We start from the raw sequence: 17,421 nt of genomic DNA, 5'->3' as shown, positions 1-17,421 counted from the left end.
AAATGAAGAATAAACGGGCTAGATCTGTTGCTGTAAGAGCATAGCAGCAATTGCCAAATCTTCCGGTCGCGTAATTTTTATATTATCGCTGCGCCCTTGCACCATTAACGGCTGATAACCATAGGATTCCAGTGCCGAGGATTCGTCGGTAATTAATTTGCCTTCCGCCAACCCACGCTGCAGGCAATCGCGCAACAAGCCCAAGCGAAACATTTGCGGTGTCTGCGCCTGCCATAATAAACGCCGATCGACAGTAGAATCGATAATAGAATTATTCACTTGTTTTAAAGTATCGCTAACCGGCACGCCTAAGATGCCGCCGACGGGGTGTGTTTTTACTTGCTCAATCAAATGCAAAACACTCTGTACATGAACACAAGGGCGAGCGGCATCATGCACCAATACCCAATCATTGGGAGATGCGTTATCGAACAATTGTTCCAATGCATTTAATACCGAGTCGCAGCGTTCTGCGCCGCCTGCAACACGCTGAATACGATTATTTTGTGCGAGGGATAAATCATTCCAATAATTGTCATCAGCGCCCAACACCAAATAAATACCAGCGATATTCGGCAGTGCCAATAAACGCTCCAAGGTATGCTCTATAACCGTTTTCCCAACAAGTGGTAAATATTGTTTTGGGCAATCAGCTCCCATTCGAGCGCCTACACCGGCAGCCGGAACGACAATCCAATAAGCGGGACTTTGGGGTGATGATGAGTGATTCATGAGGGAATATCGAAATTGGATAGTTAATAAAATGTAGTTATTGGCAACTACTGCTCTTCATCCAAAATCATAAAAAAAGTTTCGTCTTTTTTGATCAGGCCTATATCGTTACGCGCACGTTCTTCGATGGTGTCGAGTCCCGTTTTTAATTCTTCTACCTCAACATCCAGAATGCGGTTACGTTCACGCATACGATCATTTTCAGCTTGCTGCAATTTGATATCAGCCTCCAAGCGATGCGCCTGTGCCAAACTGCCGTCACCGATCCACAAACGGTATTGCAGCCCGGCAAGCAATATGATCAATACACCTAATAGCCATTTCATAACATTGCGCAATCTTGTCAAACGTTAATAACGGTTTAATTAGCATCAAAAAAACAAAGGCCGAGTAGTCGGCCTTTGTTTTTCAAATCAACTTACGACTTGAATTCTGCGCGACCCTTGTAAGGTGCAGCAGCACCCAATTCAGCCTCAATGCGCAGCAAGCGGTTGTACTTGGAAACGCGGTCTGAACGGCACAGAGAACCAGTCTTAATTTGACCAGCTGCAGTCGCAACAGCCAAATCAGCGATGGTGGTATCTTCAGTTTCGCCTGAACGGTGAGAGATAACAGCAGTGTAACCGGCATCTTGTGCCATCTTGATAGCATCAAGTGTCTCGGACAAAGAGCCAATTTGGTTAAATTTGATCAGAATCGAGTTAGCAATTTTCTTCTCAATACCTTCTTTTAAAATTTTGGTGTTGGTAACAAACAGGTCATCACCTACCAACTGGATTTTGTGGCCAATTTTTTGGGTCAGATCTGCCCAGCCAGCCCAGTCGCTTTCGTCTTTACCGTCTTCGATAGAAATAATTGGGTAGCGTGCAGCCAGATCAGCCAAATAATCCGAAAATTCGTTAGTGGTAAATACACGGCCTTCACCAGCCAAATCGTATTTGCCATCTTTGTAGAATTCAGTAGAAGCGCAGTCCAGAGCCAGGGTTACGTTGTCACCCAGTTTGTAGCCCGCCTTCTCAACAGCTTCAGCAATAATTTTCAGCGCGTCCTCGTTAGATGGTAGGTTTGGTGCGAAACCACCTTCATCACCTACTGAAGTGCTCAAGCCTTTATCGTGCAGGATTTTTTTCAGCGTGTGAAAAATCTCAGCGCCAACACGCAGAGCTTCAGCAAAAGTTTTAGCTCCTACAGGCTGAACCATAAATTCCTGGATATCAACGTTGTTGTCTGCGTGCTCACCACCGTTGATGATGTTCATCATAGGAACTGGCATGGAGTATTTACCAGGAGTGCCATTCAAGTCAGCAATATGTGCATAGAGTGGAACTTTTTTGGAGATCGCAGCTGCTTTGGCATTTGCCAAAGACACAGCAAGGATAGCGTTTGCACCTAAAACCGTTTTGAAGTCAGTGCCGTCTGCTTTGATCATTGCATTATCAAGTGCACGTTGATCAAGAGCATCGAAACCCACTACCAAATTTTTAATAGTGGTGTTGATATTGTTAACTGCTTTTAAAACACCTTTACCCAAATAACGGGATTTATCACCATCACGCAATTCCAATGCTTCACGCGAACCGGTTGAAGCGCCTGATGGTGCAGTCGCCGAACCTACAGAACCATCAGCCAAAATAACTTCAGCCATCACAGTTGGGTTGCCGCGGCTATCCAAAATTTCAAAAGCTTTGATATCAACAATCTTAGTCATTCGTTTTCTCCAGAGTGTGTTTCTACAAAATGAGTTAGTGTCTATTACTTTTACGGTCTATTAGTTAATGTCGAGTGGCGGAAAATTTTTCACCACATCATCAATAGATTTCATTTGCTGCAGGAAGGGTTGCAGTTTATCGAGCGGTAACGCGCTGGGACCATCGCACTTGGCGTTATCGGGATCAGGATGAGCCTCCAGAAATAAACCAGCCAAACCAACTGCCACACCTGCACGCGCCAATTCAGCAACTTGATGGCGACGACCGCTCGATGCAGCGCCCATAGGATCGCGGCATTGCAATGAATGGGTTACATCAAAAATCACCGGGGCATTGCCGCTGACTTCACGCATGGTACGGAAGCCCAACATATCGACAACCAAGTTGTCATAACCGAAGTTGGTGCCGCGATCACAGAGAATAATTTTATCATTGCCGCACTCACCAAATTTTTCGACGATATTTTTCATTTGGCCTGGGCTTAAGAATTGCGGTTTTTTGATATTAATCACCGCGCCGGTTTTGGCCATAGCGACGACCAAATCCGTTTGACGGGCGAGAAAAGCAGGTAATTGAATAACATCTGCAACTTCCGCAACAGGTGCACATTGATAAATTTCGTGCACATCAGTAATCACTGGGATATTAAAGGTTTGTTTGATCTCTTGAAAAATCTTCAACCCCTCTTCCATTCCCGGCCCGCGGTAGGAGTGAATGGAAGAGCGATTTGCCTTATCAAATGAAGCTTTAAAAACGTAGGGAATTCCAAGCTTTTGCGTAACCTGCACATAAGTTTCTGCCACATGCATGGCCATATCGCGCGATTCAAGTACATTCATGCCACCAAACAATACAAACGGCAGTGAATTACCAACACTCAGATTGCCAACTTTTACTATTTCTTGAGACACAGGTATTCCTTTCAGAATAGTTTTAAAATCAATCAATAATCTTTACAAAAAGGGGCGCATGTATCTGCGCCCCAAGATTATTTTTTATTTGCCAAAGCCGCTTTTACAAACGCCGTAAACAATGGATGTCCATCGCGCGGAGTAGAGGTAAATTCCGGGTGGAATTGACAAGCAACAAACCAGGGGTGATCTGGAATTTCTACCATCTCTACCAAGGTATCATCGGCCGACCAACCGCCGATTTTCAAACCGGCTTTTTGCAATTGATCAACATAATTGTTGTTAACTTCATAGCGATGGCGATGGCGCTCAACAATCACATCGGCGCCATAAACTTTGCGCGCATTTGAACCGGCAACCAAGCGGCATTCTTGTGCACCCAAACGCATGGTACCACCAAGGTCAGAGGACTCATCACGCTTTTCAACTTCGCCTTCCGAGGTGATCCACTCGGTAATCAAACCGATAACCGGATGCGGGGAATTGCGATCAAACTCTGTAGAATTGGCACCTTTCAAACCCAACACATTGCGTGCAAATTCAATCACAACTGATTGCATCCCCAAGCAAATCCCGAGATATGGCACTTTATTTTCGCGCGCATACTGAACGGCCATTAATTTGCCCTCCACGCCGCGCTCACCAAAACCACCGGGAACCAAAATCGCATCGGCATCTTTTAAAATATCTACGCCTTCATTTTCAACACGCTCGGCATCGATGTAATTAATGTTCACTTTGGTATGGGTATGTATACCCGCATGAGTCAGCGCTTCAATTAGCGACTTGTAGGCGTCCAGTAATTCCATGTATTTACCAACCATGGAAATAGTAACGGAGTTCACTGGATTTAATTTACCTTCCACTACCTTGTCCCACTCACTCAAGTCAGCGACGGGACACTGCAAACCCAGCAGCTCAACAACAATCTGATCCAAACCATAGCTTTGCAGTAGACGGGGAATCGAATAAATGGTGTCTGCATCGGGAAGCGGCACGACCGCACGCTCGGCCACGTTGGTGAACAGAGAAATTTTGCGGCGCGAGTCCTCGTCCACCAAGCGTTCAGAGCGGCATAGCAAAATATCTGGCTGCAAACCGATTGAACGCAACTCTTTCACCGAGTGCTGGGTTGGCTTGGTTTTGGTTTCGCCAGCGGTGGCGATATAAGGCACAAGGGTCAAATGCATCAACAAAGCACGGGAACCCATTTCTACTTTTAGCTGGCGCACCGCTTCCAGAAAGGGTTGGGATTCGATATCGCCAACAGTACCGCCGATCTCAACCAAAGCGACATCAACATCGCGTCCACCTTCAAGAATGCGGCGCTTGATTTCATCGGTAATATGGGGAATAACCTGTACGGTGCCGCCCAAATAATCACCACGGCGCTCTTTGCGCAACACTGTCTCGTACACGCGGCCAGTAGTGAAGTTGTTGCGACGCGTCATTTTGGTACGGATAAAACGCTCGTAGTGACCCAGATCCAGATCTGTCTCGGCGCCATCTTCGGTAACAAACACCTCTCCATGCTGGAAGGGGCTCATAGTGCCCGGATCTACGTTGATATAGGGGTCGAGCTTCATGATGGTTACTTTGAGGCCACGAGCCTCAAGGATCGCCGCCAGGGAAGCCGAGGCGATGCCTTTGCCCAATGAGGAAACAACACCACCAGTTACGAATATATAGCGCGTCATGTAAAACCTGATTAACTGTGAAAAATGCGGAGCGGAATGGAGATAAATGCCAACAGCAGCGCTCGTTGCGAGGCAGGGGGATTTATCGTTCAGGACGGGGCGCCAGAGTAACAGAAAGGCCTTTTCGGCTCAATGAAAAGCTCGCCGGAGTAGCAAACCTGTAGACGAATCAAATAATTAGAACAAAGAAGAAACACATCAGCAAACAGCCACATAAGCCGGATTTTCACCAGTCGTCGCTAGTTGCTACAGTAAATACTGCCTGGATATGGCGGCTGGAAAAGCCGCGCGAGTGTAAAAAGCGCATTTGCTTTGCCCGCTCGCGGGCATCAGCAGGTATAGTGCCGCGAAATTTTTTCCGCCATGTGTCATGTGCAAGCTCAAACCACAAAACATCAGCATCATCGACAAACCGGCCAATCAGTCCGGGATCAACACCCTTTTCACGCAATTCCATCTTAATAATAACCGGCCCCTTCCCCTGCCTCTGACGCATGGCAACAAAAGCTTGGGCAAAGCGCTCATCGGATTGCAGATTTAGCTCGATCAACCCCGCAATAGCCTCGTCAATCAACTCCACAGTTGCAAATTTGCGCCCTAACTTCTCTTTCAACTCTTTAGCAGAATGTTCGCGCAGCGCTAAAAGGTTCATCGCGTTGAAGCGAATGTCACTTAATGTAGGGACTACCCCAGGGACTACTTGTTGCATAGAATAAATCCAGTGCTAATAAAAATGGCCGCAACAGCGGCCATTTGGATCATTGCACCACGGGCTTAATTAACCGGTGGAAACTGGGCAATTACCTCTGTGACAGCACGACTCAACACTTCACGCTGTTGCTGGGGCGCCATACTGCGACTTAAACGTTTCTCGGAAACTCCACGCCAAATAGGCTTTTCAGTTTTTGCATCGACAACATCAATAATCAAGCTGCCTTGATTGTACACGCGCAAACCAGTACCCGGACCATGAAAGAAAGGTGATGGATAGCGATAAGGGCGGCCATAGTAGCCAAACCCGTAAAGATCATCGTAGCTGCGGGGATCGATCTTCTCTTCGATGACCACGTGATAACTCACAATAAAATCAGGTTTTGCGCCTGTCGCCGCATTTTGATAGCGCTTACCTAACTCACCTTCCAACGCAGAATGAATATGGCTCAAGGTAAACGGCGAAACCAGAATACTATCTTTAGTGTCCTGCTTGGTCTCCGCCACATCAAAAGTCTTTAGTGATGAAAAATCAAAATCCGCTTGATGGTCCGTTTCTACTCTGGGCTGCGTGGTGCAACCAGCAAAAACCAATGCGCTTAACGCTACCAACAACACACCTATTTGTTTCATTACTAACACCACCTTTAATATCGCCTGACTGAATATCGAATATCGTCTTAACTTACACATCCACCCTATTAATTTTGTGCAAATTTTCAATTCCAGTTTACCACTGTAGCCACAACATAGTGAGTAGCATTAATCAATGCAAGCGCACAGATTTAAATACAAAAACCTCCGCTGCCCAAACGCAAACGGAGGTTTTTAACAGCCCTACAGGTACTTACATTTCCACATCGTCAGTCACTTCACTACCACCTGGACTTAATGAGAGTGCCGGGGTAGCCAGGAGTTCCGTTCTGACTTTGTGCTCAAGCTCTTTGGAAATAACCGGATTTTCCTGTAAAAACTTCATCACATTGTTTTTACCTTGACCAATCTTGTTACCCTGATAACTGTACCAAGCTCCGGCCTTATCGATTAAACCCAGCTTAACGCCATAATCAACAATTTCGCCCATGCGGTTAATTCCCGAGCCATAAAGGATCTGGAATTCAGCTTGTTTAAATGGTGGTGCAACCTTGTTCTTCACCACTTTTACACGGGTTTCTGAACCGATGACTTCTTCACCCTCTTTCACGGCACCTATACGGCGGATATCCAAACGCACAGATGCATAGAATTTCAACGCATTACCACCCGTAGTGGTTTCAGGGTTACCGAACATAACACCGATTTTCATACGGATCTGATTGATAAAAATCACCAGGCAGTTGGCGTTTTTGATATTACCGGTAATTTTGCGCAACGCTTGCGACATCAAACGTGCCTGCAGACCCACATGGTGATCACCCATTTCGCCTTCGATTTCTGCGCGAGGTGTCAAAGCAGCAACCGAATCGACCACCAATACATCAACCGCGCCAGAGCGCACCAGCATATCGGTGACTTCCAAGGCCTGCTCGCCGGTATCCGGCTGGGAGATAATCAAGTCTTCGACATTGACGCCGAGCTTGGATGCATAAATAGGATCGAGCGCATGTTCGGCATCGATAAACGCACAAGTACCGCCGGCGCGCTGGGCCTCAGCAATAACTTGCAGCGTCAGGGTTGTTTTGCCGGAAGATTCAGGGCCGTAGATTTCAATAATCCGGCCTTTAGGTAAGCCGCCAATCCCCAGCGCCACATCAAGCCCAAGGGAACCGGTAGAAATTGCAGGAATGGCGACTTGCTCTTTGTCGCCCATACGCATCACGGTACCTTTACCAAATTGACGTTCGATTTGGCTCAATGCGGCCTGCAGCGCCTTCTCTTTATTCGCATCCATCTGACACCTCAACATAAAAAATAATGAAACACGTTGTTATGAAATTACTATGAAATCTGTTGAACCACTCTATCCGGCAGCTCTTTAGGGTCGCTCTTTTTGCAACCAGGTAGATTCAAGATCACACCATTGGGGATAGCATACAGCAAAAAACTGTATGCGCAAACAGTACTAGCCTTTTATACAGTACTTTTGAGTCAATGCTTATTACTCCAGGCCTTTGAACTCGCCGGTAAAGTTCGCATTGGACACGTCGCCATTGGATGTCATCAGCACATACAAGGTCTTTTGCTCAATGTCGTTAGTGACAGCAACTATGCAGTAGCCATCACCTTTCCTGTGCAGCTTTGCATTTTTGGCAGGTACGTTACGCCAGCTTTCAGGAAGCTTACCGAAACCAAACCCACCATCTTCCTGAGTTAACTGCACTGAATAATCCTTTCCAACAATAATGGCAGCGGGTTCGGTAATGAAACTGTGATCATGGCCTTCATGCGCCATTGCCACTGGAATATTGCATAACACACCAACCAATAAAAAGGAGATCAACGTTTTCATCAAGCCGTTTCCTGTGAGGGTTAAAAAAACGAAATATTCAAGCCTGGCAACTATATCAACAATTGCACGAGGCGGAATGGCACCGGCGATTAGTTCGCCGGTGCCGCCCAACTAACGTGGTAAGTGAGCAAGCGCGGACACCAGGCCAACCTGTTGGAAAGGTGTTGGGGAATAATCGGTTGGCGATCAGCATTCCGGTCACAGCTGTAACCGCGAGTGCATCCACTACCCGAGCACCTTTGCTTTGCTCTTTGGCGTGTTGGCGCTTGCGCTTTTTCACAAAAAAGATAAAGCCGGTGGCGATACATACTCAGCCGGCCAAAACACCAAACACCTACAACCAGCGCTGCAGCCAATGGCGAAAATGCTGCAAATGCAAACCGGTAAGAAATTCATTGATATGGACAACCACTGCTGGCATAGATCGGCAAAGCCACCACGCCGGTGAGATTGTGCAAATCCAGAATGGTGCGGGACTTGCTCTTATTGGGACGAAAAGTAAATACCCCGAGGAACGATTATAATGGCGGCGGCGCTACGCACATGGCATACACGTCAAGTGAATTGAGCGCGCCGACTACCGCGCCCTGGCTGATTTCTACTGAATCAAAATTATTGCTGGTATTGACTAATAATAGATATTTGCCCGGCTCGTTAAACACCCCCAACAATTGCAGACTTACCGCACTACCCAAACCGAAGGTTTGTTGTTGGGTACCGTTATTGAGTGTAGTGATTCTGATTTTTCCCAGAATCGACAAATCCAGCAAACCAACAGGAGCTGAAACTATAACGCCAACTCTTTTGCTGCCGGTGTAAGTCGTTGCGGGGCCATGGGTTGCGCGGGCGTAGACTTCTGCTGCGGTGCCGACCAGGGTTACCAGCGTGCCCGCGTTGGTGAGGCTGGAATCGATAATATTATTTGCATTCAACACACCGCAGCCAACGCACAACACACCGCGTGCCCCCGACGAAATAGTAACATCAGCTTGATTCATGGGTTTAAATAATGCGGTGGGACCACAGGCGATATTTTCAGTGGCATCGCAACTATCACCGATTCCATCGCCGTCGATATCACCCTGGGCGAGATTGGCAACGCTAGGGCAATTATCGACTCCGTTAAGAACGCCATCATTGTCGATATCACTATCGCATACGTCACCGGTCCCATCGCCATCGGTATTGAGTTGGTTGGTGTTAGCGACGCTTGGGCAATTGTCGGAAACATCGGTAACTGAGCACCAACCCCATTACCATCTCTTTATTGTTCTGGGTATTTTTACCAAAATATTTAATTGAATGAATATCACCTCCCAAGCTTGAAAACGCCGACTGCCATCGCCCTAAAGCAGGCAACCCCATCCGACTGAATATTTTTTCATACCAGGTTGGCGATGCTTCAAGTATCACAAAAATCCGGATTGGCGTATTTCCACAGCGCTGCGTCAGCAAAATTTGCATTAAGGATTTTAACCATTCAGCATCCACTCCATGTGAGAGGCCATCAATAACAATCATCAGCGGGGTTGATCTATCCCAATAGATTGCATTGACAAGCTCTTCAACCTGTTGGTCGCTGGCAATTAACCGGTAATTATCAATCGCTGGCATTACTTTGGATTTGAGCGCAATACTCTCTTCACTATCGATATCAACCCAGGAAAATTGGGGCCAATCATGCCGCTCACTGAGCCGATGAAAACGCGTACTCAAACCAGCACCGCACTCAACGCCCAATCCTTTGGGGTGCTGATTAAAAAATGCGAGGCAGCGCTGATCCAGCCAATGATTCGCACGCAAATAGCGGCGTTCATCCAACGGACAAAAGCGCACACCCGCATCGATATTTAATAAACGGCTCAACACAATCGCCGCTCGATCATAAAAATACATTTCAGGCCAAAATTGAACCGCATCGGCGCGCGCATTCAATGCCATCATTTCTGTACTGACCATAAGGCACCATTTAAAAATTCGCCCGTAAGGTAATACGCATATTGCGCGGCTCACCGCAGCGATTGGAGACGGCGGATAAATATGAGTAACACTTTTTATCCAGCGCATTGTCGGCGTTCACAGCAACAGTGAAAGTGTCGTTAATCGGATAGCTCGCCATCAGATTCACTAATAAATAATCATCCTGACGCGCAGACACAGCACTGTAGCGACTCGCGCTCCACACACTTTGATAATTAACTCCACCACCAATGGTTAACTCATTGAGACATTGATAAGTCGCAAACAAACGTGCGATGTGCTCAGGTGTAGCTTCATTAAGGACGCGCCCTTGAAACGAGCACAGTTTTCGGAAAGGGGTAACGCGATTAGCCTTTTGCTGCATCGATAGATACTCTTCTATGATAAGAAAACGTATAACAATCAGAATCAACCACCAATTGATAATAATTATCATTAGAGTATCATTTGCATTATGCTGTCATCAAGCCTATCGTGCAAAACAACAGCCATTGCCTGAGCCAGGATTTCAGGCTTGCTGTGAAATAATGCCCAAATCCCAAGAGGAATATTTCCTCGCCCACGCCCGCAACTCCCCCTACTCTGGCGACTAGAACATTAAGGATTCTGAATGTTCTTTAGCAGAGCTTGATTGCACCCTGTAACCAAGCCGTGTTGTTAATCACTAGAAGGAGTTTCGTCATGAAGCCGCAATTGTTTTTGGGGCTGGCAACAGCCTGTTCCCTGTTTCTCTCCAGCCAAACCCTGATGGCCCACAGCGCTGCCGATGCAGATGCCGGTGGTCTGCGCGAATTGATGGCGCAGAGCGCTGCAGTCGCTTATGGCAAAGTCGTTGATATCCAGTACCGCAATTCCGAACCAACCCGCGAAGAACCCAAAGGTGTTCCACACACATTTGTGACCTACGAGATAGGTAAAGTATTTCGCGGTTATCTGCCGGAAAAAATTACCCTGCGCGTTCCCGGAGGTGCCGATGGCAGTGGTGGTGCTTACACCGAAACTACTGCACCCACATTTGCACGCGGCGAAGCCGATGTATTGTTTATTCCCGGTGGTGAACCTGGCGATTGCCAATTGGTGAATTGTGTAGAAGGCCGCTTCCGCGTCATTGAAGACCGCATCTACAGTGGCTTTGGTGTGCCGCTGGTAGGCGCAGAAAAATCGTTGGAATTTGGCGGCAAACCGCGTTTTGAAGTCAACACCATGGAAATGCCCCGCCCTGCATTCGATAAAGTGATCAAACAACCCGACGCCGCGCGTTGGATTGCTGCGAATCAAATTGATAGCAAAGGATTGGAAGAACTGCGCAAAAAATATGAAGCAGAAGCACCGGCTTTATATCGCATCAACATGAATGTTGAAGGCATTACCAAAGCAGATGATTACTCAGGCGAAGCGCCTGCAGAGGTGATGAAAAAATATCGCGAACCGCTAATCACAGATGAGTTTTTTGCATTGATCGAACACTTCAACGCAGAGCTGGGCCAGCCCGAACAACGCGTTGTACCGGCCAATCCGAAACTCGCCTTTACTGTTAAGCCTCCGGTGGCTGCCGCAGTAAAAGAAGTGGCTATCACCGAGCCAAAACCTAGCGATGAAGAATTGAAATTCCGTGGTCAAACGGAAAACCTTGTGCGCAAGACTGCCACAACTTCACCACTAACCGTTAAGTAATATAGGGAGACATATCATGTTACGGTTTAATTTATTAATCAGCTCATTAATTGTATTGCTCGCACAACCCGCACTGAGCGCATCCTGGCTGGAGTGCGATGGCGATAGCGGTAAAAAATTGCGCTGGGGTGGCAACTCAACTAGTGCGCGGATCAACACCATTAGTTTTAACGGCAGCAACTTAACCGCAGTGCAACGCGGCATTAATGCTACCAATGCCAACCCATCACCTTTTGTTGTGAATGCGACAACTGAAACCGGCGGTGTCAGCCGGGGCAACGGCCAAAATGAAATTTACGCAAACAGTATTTCGCCACCGGGCGTAGCGCAAATGAATTACCACTGTTATTGGTTTTTTGGTTGGCACTATGGTTTGGATGAAGTAGATATTGTGTTGGATTCGGATCGTACCTGGACCAGTTCTACCGCAAAATCATCCAACTTCACCTATACAGGTTCAGCACGCCCGATTGATTCGGTCATCACGCACGAAGCCGGACACTTCCTCGGTTTGATGCACGTGAATTGGGAATACAACGTGATGGGCGATTCATGGCGTCACCACCACACCAATGGCACCACGGCGAATATTTATTTTGGTGAAGATGCATCGCACGGCTCACGCGTTTTGTACGGTAACCAAAGCAGTACTTTCAACGATGTGTCTGTAGCCCACTGGCGCCGTACCGGTGCCGATGGTGAGTATTCCAGCCATGACCGTGTAAGAGTGCGCAACAGTGCCAATACCGCGACCTTAACCGGCATCACCATTGCGGGTGAACCTGGCTTCCGCGTAACCCGTGGCACTACTGTGCGCCCGGAATTTACACTGGAAAATAATGGTAAAACCACGCAAAGCAACATCAGCTTCGGAATTTATGTCTCCAACAATGATTTCATCAGCACGGGCGATAGACGGCTTGGCGGTGGCACATTCGGCTCCCTCAGCCCGGATGATGTACACACCACAACTATCCCGGTATTTATTCCGAGCGATTTAACGGTGGGGCAAAATTATTGGATCGGGATTATCATCGACGAGAACAATGACATATCCGAAACCAATGGCGATAACAACATGGCTTATATTCCTATTCGGATTCAATAAACCACTGCTACTTTTATGGTTTATCATGCGTAGAAAACCCGCCAGAACTGAATTGTTCTGGTGGGTTTTTGTTTATCAGCAACGCCTGAATTTACTACTTACTTAATCTGGGGCGACACCCAGGCCACTACATCTTTACTCAAATCCTTTAAGCATTTACGCGTTGCGGAGCAGACAGTCGTTCCGGTTCCCAAGTCCAATACGTTGGTCGATGGAGTAAATTCATTAAGCGTCATGATGGCGCAAGTGTGTTTGGCAGTGACCATATCATTCTTACCTTTGATCAAGGCAACAGTAACCTGCACCTTGGGAAGCGGGTTACTTTGCTTGGTACCGAATTGACGCTCTTCATTTCCCAACACCAGCTTTTCAATGTCGATGGCCACCACCGGGATCACGCCATTGAGAATTTTGTCCGCAGTGCCCACAGGCTCAAGCTGTATGCCATCGCTTTTGGCTTGCTCGACAAGATTTTTCACCAGTACCTTATCGATATTGCAGGGAAACTCTGACTGCTTATAGTTGTAGCCCTTCACATTAAAGCCGATGTTTTGGTTGATGTAGACCAGCGGAGCCTTGGCATCACCCGGAGCTGACTCAGGCGCAGCGAAGGAAAGCAGCGGACAGAGAAGAAGCGCAGGCATGAGCAGTGACATTTTTATTTGTGAGGACTTAATGAATGAAAGTTTCATAACCTTACCTTTTGCGGTTGTGATGTAAGAGGACACTCATCGATACAGCAGAGGATGTGTGTGAATTGAATATATTGCAAATAGCGATGAAAACACTGACCATACAAAAACTTCGCGCTTACCTTTTGCTTACCAAATTTTTCTATTTAAAAATCAATAAGATAGAATTTATCCAAACACGCACATTACTTGTATTCACCCGTTCATATCTTGCAAAATTACACCCATGCCGCAGCTTACCGAATACACTGCGCCGCAAGCAGACTAATAAGAAAAACTTACCAGAAAAGGGTTAACCATGCTGACTGCAACAGGTTCCGGACTGCTATGAACGCCCATCAAGAGACCAGCTTTATGCTGGGCGAAGTGAAAGTATCGCCTTCACACAACACACTTTGGGCACACAACCAAAGCATCAAACTACAACCCAAAGCGATGGAGGTATTACATTACCTCGCACGCAACCAAAGCCGTGTGATCAGTAATGAAGAACTGATTGAACAGTTATGGGAAGGCCGCGTCGTCACCCATGGTTCAGTGCAAAAAAGTATTAACGCGCTGCGTAGTGCATTGTGCGAGCTGATTGGTGATCAGGAATTGATTGCCCATTATTCAAAGCGCGGCTATCAATTGATGGTAGAGCCGCAGTTTCTTGCTCATGCTTTAACCGATACGACAAATGAACCCAGTGCAGTTGCAACACAGGCAAGTAACACACACAACCTGTGGCAGTGGCGTGTTGCCGGCGCGGCATTAGTCGTGCTGGTGGCGATCGCAATACTCTATAAGACGATCAACTGGAATACCCTTTACCTACCGCACAACCACCAAACGGATTTCCACACAACCCAGGGCTACACTAACGAGACAGGACATGAGCGCAGCGCGACGCCGCACCCGGATAATCGACATCTCGCCTATATCCGCGAAAAATTACTTACTGATAAGCTGACTGAAACCGAAAGCGAAATTGTGATCCGCAATGCGGAAGGTCAAGACTGGCGTATTGCCAATAGTAATGGCAATTGGTTCAAGCTGGCTTGGTCACCGACCGGTAATAATTTGGTAGCGATTGAAGTAAAACGCCGCGACGGCTTGCCACTGGGAACACAATTTTATCAACCATCCAATTACCTTTATTCTTTTCATATTTTCACTCTGGACCTTACACAAGAGCGACTATTAGAGAAGCAGCAACTTAGCCAATGGCAAGGGCAAATTTTCAGTGTGACCTGGTGGGATGAAAATACGCTGGAGATTGTGGCCAAACAAGGCCCCAACTCCGGCAATGGCCGCTACCGCTATTCCATTCTAGATCAGCAATTAGCATTGTTGGATGAAGTTGAAGGCGCCGCTAACCCGGTTGCCAGCGCTGTGCTCAATCAAAAGACGGCAATTGCCAGCAGGTATAAAAACAAAATCCAGATCGATTTTCTAAACGCGCAACAAGAGCGTATCAGTCGCGTGAAGTTAGAGGTTACCGCAGCGGATATCACCTGGATCCCCGATGGTAGTGGAGTACTGATATATGCCGAAGAGGAACGGAAACTAATCGCGGTATATTTGGATGGAAAACAAACCCCCATTCCATTAGCGGATAACAAAGACAAAATTTTCTCGCGCCCACATTACAGCGCTGATGGCAATGGCATCTTTTATACGGAAGAAAAACGCAGCTCCAATATTTTATTGGTCGCACTCGACGGAGCCAAAACCCGGCTCACTGAAAATACTGACTTTAATTATGCAGCCAGCTTTTCCCCCAATGGTGAAAAAGTTGTCTATGCCTCGGTGCGCAACAATCAAATCCATTTATGGTTAGTGGAGAATGGGCAAGAACGCCAACTCACCACTCAGCCTGCGCCGAAAAAAGTCGATAGTATTATTTGGTCTGATGATGGCGAGCACATTGTCTTCAACGCCGATAACCAGATTTATCATCACAACCTGCTTACCCATAAAACGGCATTATTACTAAGCGGCACCGATACTATCGAACCTATCGCCTACTTCCCCACAATCAATCGGCTTTTTGCACTCAAGCACAACGGCGAAATCAGAAACCTCTGGCGCATTGAAGGCGAACAGTGGAAGCAGCTCACTTTTGGCGCTGTGGGCTCGGCAATCGAATACGGTGGGGATATTTATTTCCAATACGTTAGCGAAAACGGCCTGTGGGCGTTGCGCGGCAAAAATGACACACTTGAACGCGTAACCGCTAACCTCGATGAATACAGCAAATTGCTTAAAGCCGGCAACAAAGGCATTTATTTCATGAGTGGTGGAGTTTGCCAGGAATCCGATATCTACTACCTGGATTATGCAGCAGCCAGCAAATCGACTTTTTTAATACAGGAAAGTAGTGCCGTCTCGACCACGTCGTTCAATATCGATAAAGGTTTGCTGCAAACAGAGTGTTATTTGCCAGAGGCAAATATTGTGTTGCTGAAGTAATGGATATTTCCAAAGGATGGATAGTGTGTAAATCACTAACTAATAAACATTAAAAAACCGCCGACAATTGGATTATGTCGGTGGTTTTTTATTTTCCTATCAGCTGTTACTTAATAGTAGACAGCAGATTTCCGCTAGGGAGTTACTTCACGCACGATAGTCATTTTTTCAATTTCTACGCGGCGATTCGGACTTAAGCAACTAATCAGCGCCGCTTTGTTTTGTTCATCACACATCACTACCGGATCAGCTTCACCACGGCCTTCTGCACGCAGACGGCTCGATTCTATGCCTTTGTTCATCAAGTAATCTTTAACCGCAATTGCACGGCGCTCAGACAACTTTTGATTGTAATCATCGGAACCCAAACGATCTGTATAGCCGACGATAACAATTTCATCCGGTGATCCATCTCCTTTTAATGCAGTCGCGATTTCATCGAGTTTTGCTTGCGGTTGACGCACCGCTGAACTATCGAAGGTAAATAATTCATTTGCCGACAAGGTATATTTTTCTGTGCGCGGAGCAGGCGGTGTCGGCGCAACCGGTGTACGAACAGGTTCCGGTTTTTGCACTACAGCAATCGGCGCTGATTTTACGCCAAAGCGATAAACCAAACCGATCGACACCAAATCAATATCGCCTTTATTACCTACAGCGTCGTTAATGCGATAACGTTCAGCTTCGATGCGCATTGCAAGTGCATCGGTGAATACATATTGCACACCAGCACCCAATTTTAAATTGGTATCACGTTCATCCGCGCGTGGGCTGAGTACATTTACCGCTCCCGTTCCACTGAAGTGGTCTTTAGCTTCGGCATAATTAGCACCTACCCTACCGAATGCAGAAAACTTTTCGCTGAATGGAATAAACCCTAGCAAGTCGAGATTAATGCCGCGGAGTTTCATGTGACCGTCCAAAGTCCCCGCTGGCATTGTGGTCGCGGTATAGCTGAATTCACCCAAATCGAAATAGCCGCCTTCCAATGCGAAATTGCGATTGAGTTGATAACCACCAAACAACTTGTAGCCGGTATCGCGGTCATCATTCTCAATCATGATTTCAGAGAAACCACCGTCTAACAAATTCCCGGTGATTCGATCATTGTCGATGTCAGCAGTCGACTGGCCGATGTTAGCTCCCATATACCAACCCGCATCGTCTGCTTGAGTAACGGAGCTAATGATTGCCGTAAGTGATATCAGACCCAACATCCCTGACGCTTTAATAAATTTCATAGGTTATTCCTCAACAATTTAATGACTCTATGAAGTCGGTAGTGCACGGCACTTACCGACGCC

17 protein-coding genes and 1 pseudogene are annotated in these 17,421 nt (G+C 46.9%); 3 read left to right on the top strand and 15 right to left on the bottom strand.

The features are described from left to right. Window positions 1-18: 18 nt before the first annotated feature. The 13 genes and pseudogenes from ispD to J2X05_RS10365 all read right to left on the bottom strand — a co-directional run bounded on the left by ispD (window position 19) and on the right by J2X05_RS10365 (window position 10,625). Complete coding sequence (gene ispD, locus J2X05_RS10425) at window positions 19-732, bottom strand: 2-C-methyl-D-erythritol 4-phosphate cytidylyltransferase (RefSeq protein ID WP_310072167.1); 714 nt, start codon at window positions 730-732, stop codon at window positions 19-21. A gap of 47 nt (window positions 733-779) precedes the next feature. Then, entirely contained in the window at window positions 780-1,058 is a 279-nt protein-coding gene (locus J2X05_RS10420; protein ID WP_310072165.1) for a septum formation initiator family protein, read from the bottom strand. Between the two features lie 92 nt (window positions 1,059-1,150). Beyond that, window positions 1,151-2,440 (bottom strand): phosphopyruvate hydratase, encoded by a 1,290-nt coding sequence (eno, locus tag J2X05_RS10415; RefSeq protein WP_310072163.1) that lies wholly within the window; start codon window positions 2,438-2,440, stop codon window positions 1,151-1,153. Between the two features lie 60 nt (window positions 2,441-2,500). Further along, window positions 2,501-3,352 carry a 3-deoxy-8-phosphooctulonate synthase gene (gene kdsA / locus J2X05_RS10410; protein WP_310072161.1) on the bottom strand — a complete coding sequence of 284 codons (852 nt, stop codon included), beginning with the start codon at window positions 3,350-3,352 and terminating at the stop codon, window positions 2,501-2,503. A 77-nt stretch (window positions 3,353-3,429) separates the two neighbouring features. Continuing rightward, on the bottom strand, window positions 3,430-5,049 hold the full coding sequence (gene pyrG, locus J2X05_RS10405) for a CTP synthase (protein ID WP_310072159.1): 1,620 nt from the start codon (window positions 5,047-5,049) through the stop codon (window positions 3,430-3,432). A 226-nt stretch (window positions 5,050-5,275) separates the two neighbouring features. Further along, window positions 5,276-5,758: a regulatory protein RecX gene (locus J2X05_RS10400; protein ID WP_310072157.1), complete on the bottom strand. Its 483-nt coding sequence runs from the start codon at window positions 5,756-5,758 to the stop codon at window positions 5,276-5,278. Window positions 5,759-5,823: 65 nt separating this feature from the next. Beyond that, window positions 5,824-6,393 carry a DUF4136 domain-containing protein gene (locus tag J2X05_RS10395; RefSeq protein WP_310072154.1) on the bottom strand — a complete coding sequence of 190 codons (570 nt, stop codon included), beginning with the start codon at window positions 6,391-6,393 and terminating at the stop codon, window positions 5,824-5,826. A 214-nt stretch (window positions 6,394-6,607) separates the two neighbouring features. Further along, the gene (gene recA / locus J2X05_RS10390) at window positions 6,608-7,651 is read right to left on the bottom strand and encodes a recombinase RecA (RefSeq protein ID WP_310072152.1); all 1,044 of its coding nucleotides are present in this window, start codon (window positions 7,649-7,651) and stop codon (window positions 6,608-6,610) included. Window positions 7,652-7,858: 207 nt separating this feature from the next. Further along, window positions 7,859-8,209: a DUF6488 family protein gene (locus J2X05_RS10385; RefSeq protein ID WP_310072150.1), complete on the bottom strand. Its 351-nt coding sequence runs from the start codon at window positions 8,207-8,209 to the stop codon at window positions 7,859-7,861. 518 nt (window positions 8,210-8,727) lie between these two features. Further along, on the bottom strand, window positions 8,728-9,207 hold the full coding sequence (locus tag J2X05_RS10380) for a hypothetical protein (RefSeq protein WP_310072149.1): 480 nt from the start codon (window positions 9,205-9,207) through the stop codon (window positions 8,728-8,730). Between the two features lie 96 nt (window positions 9,208-9,303). Then, window positions 9,304-9,381 (bottom strand): annotated as a pseudogene (locus tag J2X05_RS10375) (thrombospondin type 3 repeat-containing protein); the annotation flags it as partial. A 28-nt stretch (window positions 9,382-9,409) separates the two neighbouring features. Beyond that, window positions 9,410-10,168 (bottom strand): hypothetical protein, encoded by a 759-nt coding sequence (locus J2X05_RS10370; RefSeq protein WP_310072146.1) that lies wholly within the window; start codon window positions 10,166-10,168, stop codon window positions 9,410-9,412. A 10-nt stretch (window positions 10,169-10,178) separates the two neighbouring features. Then, on the bottom strand, window positions 10,179-10,625 hold the full coding sequence (locus J2X05_RS10365) for a TonB-dependent receptor domain-containing protein (protein ID WP_310072144.1): 447 nt from the start codon (window positions 10,623-10,625) through the stop codon (window positions 10,179-10,181). A 245-nt stretch (window positions 10,626-10,870) separates the two neighbouring features. Between J2X05_RS10365 and J2X05_RS10360 the strand changes: the two genes are divergently transcribed. Then, on the top strand, window positions 10,871-11,863 hold the full coding sequence (locus tag J2X05_RS10360) for a hypothetical protein (RefSeq protein ID WP_310072142.1): 993 nt from the start codon (window positions 10,871-10,873) through the stop codon (window positions 11,861-11,863). Between the two features lie 16 nt (window positions 11,864-11,879). Continuing rightward, complete coding sequence (locus tag J2X05_RS10355) at window positions 11,880-12,971, top strand: CARDB domain-containing protein (protein ID WP_310072140.1); 1,092 nt, start codon at window positions 11,880-11,882, stop codon at window positions 12,969-12,971. A 98-nt stretch (window positions 12,972-13,069) separates the two neighbouring features. Here J2X05_RS10355 and J2X05_RS10350 read toward each other — a convergent pair whose 3' ends face one another. Continuing rightward, window positions 13,070-13,663: a hypothetical protein gene (locus J2X05_RS10350; RefSeq protein WP_310072138.1), complete on the bottom strand. Its 594-nt coding sequence runs from the start codon at window positions 13,661-13,663 to the stop codon at window positions 13,070-13,072. A 327-nt stretch (window positions 13,664-13,990) separates the two neighbouring features. On the opposite strand from J2X05_RS10350, the gene J2X05_RS10345 reads away from it, so the two are divergent. Next, window positions 13,991-16,117: a winged helix-turn-helix domain-containing protein gene (locus J2X05_RS10345; protein ID WP_310072136.1), complete on the top strand. Its 2,127-nt coding sequence runs from the start codon at window positions 13,991-13,993 to the stop codon at window positions 16,115-16,117. A 134-nt stretch (window positions 16,118-16,251) separates the two neighbouring features. On the opposite strand, the gene J2X05_RS10340 is transcribed toward J2X05_RS10345, so the two are convergent. Further along, the gene (locus J2X05_RS10340) at window positions 16,252-17,358 is read right to left on the bottom strand and encodes an outer membrane beta-barrel protein (protein ID WP_310072135.1); all 1,107 of its coding nucleotides are present in this window, start codon (window positions 17,356-17,358) and stop codon (window positions 16,252-16,254) included. Window positions 17,359-17,421: the final 63 nt, after the last annotated feature.

Source organism: Cellvibrio fibrivorans (genome assembly GCF_031457055.1).
GTDB classification, from domain to species: domain Bacteria; phylum Pseudomonadota; class Gammaproteobacteria; order Pseudomonadales; family Cellvibrionaceae; genus Cellvibrio; species Cellvibrio fibrivorans.
This window is presented reverse-complemented; position numbering and strand designations above follow the sequence as displayed.

Bases quoted from the DNA above. Each gene is read 5' to 3' on its own strand.
- J2X05_RS10380 (WP_310072149.1), bottom strand. From the start codon at position 9,207: ATGAATCAAGCTGATGTTACTATTTCGTCGGGGGCACGCGGTGTGTTG.
- eno (WP_310072163.1), bottom strand. From the start codon at position 2,440: ATGACTAAGATTGTTGATATCAAAGCTTTTGAAATTTTGGATAGCCGC.
- J2X05_RS10340 (WP_310072135.1), bottom strand. From the start codon at position 17,358: ATGAAATTTATTAAAGCGTCAGGGATGTTGGGTCTGATATCACTTACG.
- J2X05_RS10370 (WP_310072146.1), bottom strand. From the start codon at position 10,168: ATGGTCAGTACAGAAATGATGGCATTGAATGCGCGCGCCGATGCGGTT.
- J2X05_RS10400 (WP_310072157.1), bottom strand. From the start codon at position 5,758: ATGCAACAAGTAGTCCCTGGGGTAGTCCCTACATTAAGTGACATTCGC.
- J2X05_RS10355 (WP_310072140.1), top strand. From the start codon at position 11,880: ATGTTACGGTTTAATTTATTAATCAGCTCATTAATTGTATTGCTCGCA.
- J2X05_RS10345 (WP_310072136.1), top strand. From the start codon at position 13,991: ATGAACGCCCATCAAGAGACCAGCTTTATGCTGGGCGAAGTGAAAGTA.
- ispD (WP_310072167.1), bottom strand. From the start codon at position 732: ATGAATCACTCATCATCACCCCAAAGTCCCGCTTATTGGATTGTCGTT.
- J2X05_RS10360 (WP_310072142.1), top strand. From the start codon at position 10,871: ATGAAGCCGCAATTGTTTTTGGGGCTGGCAACAGCCTGTTCCCTGTTT.
- J2X05_RS10420 (WP_310072165.1), bottom strand. From the start codon at position 1,058: ATGAAATGGCTATTAGGTGTATTGATCATATTGCTTGCCGGGCTGCAA.
- J2X05_RS10385 (WP_310072150.1), bottom strand. From the start codon at position 8,209: ATGAAAACGTTGATCTCCTTTTTATTGGTTGGTGTGTTATGCAATATT.
- J2X05_RS10350 (WP_310072138.1), bottom strand. From the start codon at position 13,663: ATGAAACTTTCATTCATTAAGTCCTCACAAATAAAAATGTCACTGCTC.
- pyrG (WP_310072159.1), bottom strand. From the start codon at position 5,049: ATGACGCGCTATATATTCGTAACTGGTGGTGTTGTTTCCTCATTGGGC.
- J2X05_RS10395 (WP_310072154.1), bottom strand. From the start codon at position 6,393: ATGAAACAAATAGGTGTGTTGTTGGTAGCGTTAAGCGCATTGGTTTTT.
- J2X05_RS10365 (WP_310072144.1), bottom strand. From the start codon at position 10,625: ATGATAATTATTATCAATTGGTGGTTGATTCTGATTGTTATACGTTTT.
- recA (WP_310072152.1), bottom strand. From the start codon at position 7,651: ATGGATGCGAATAAAGAGAAGGCGCTGCAGGCCGCATTGAGCCAAATC.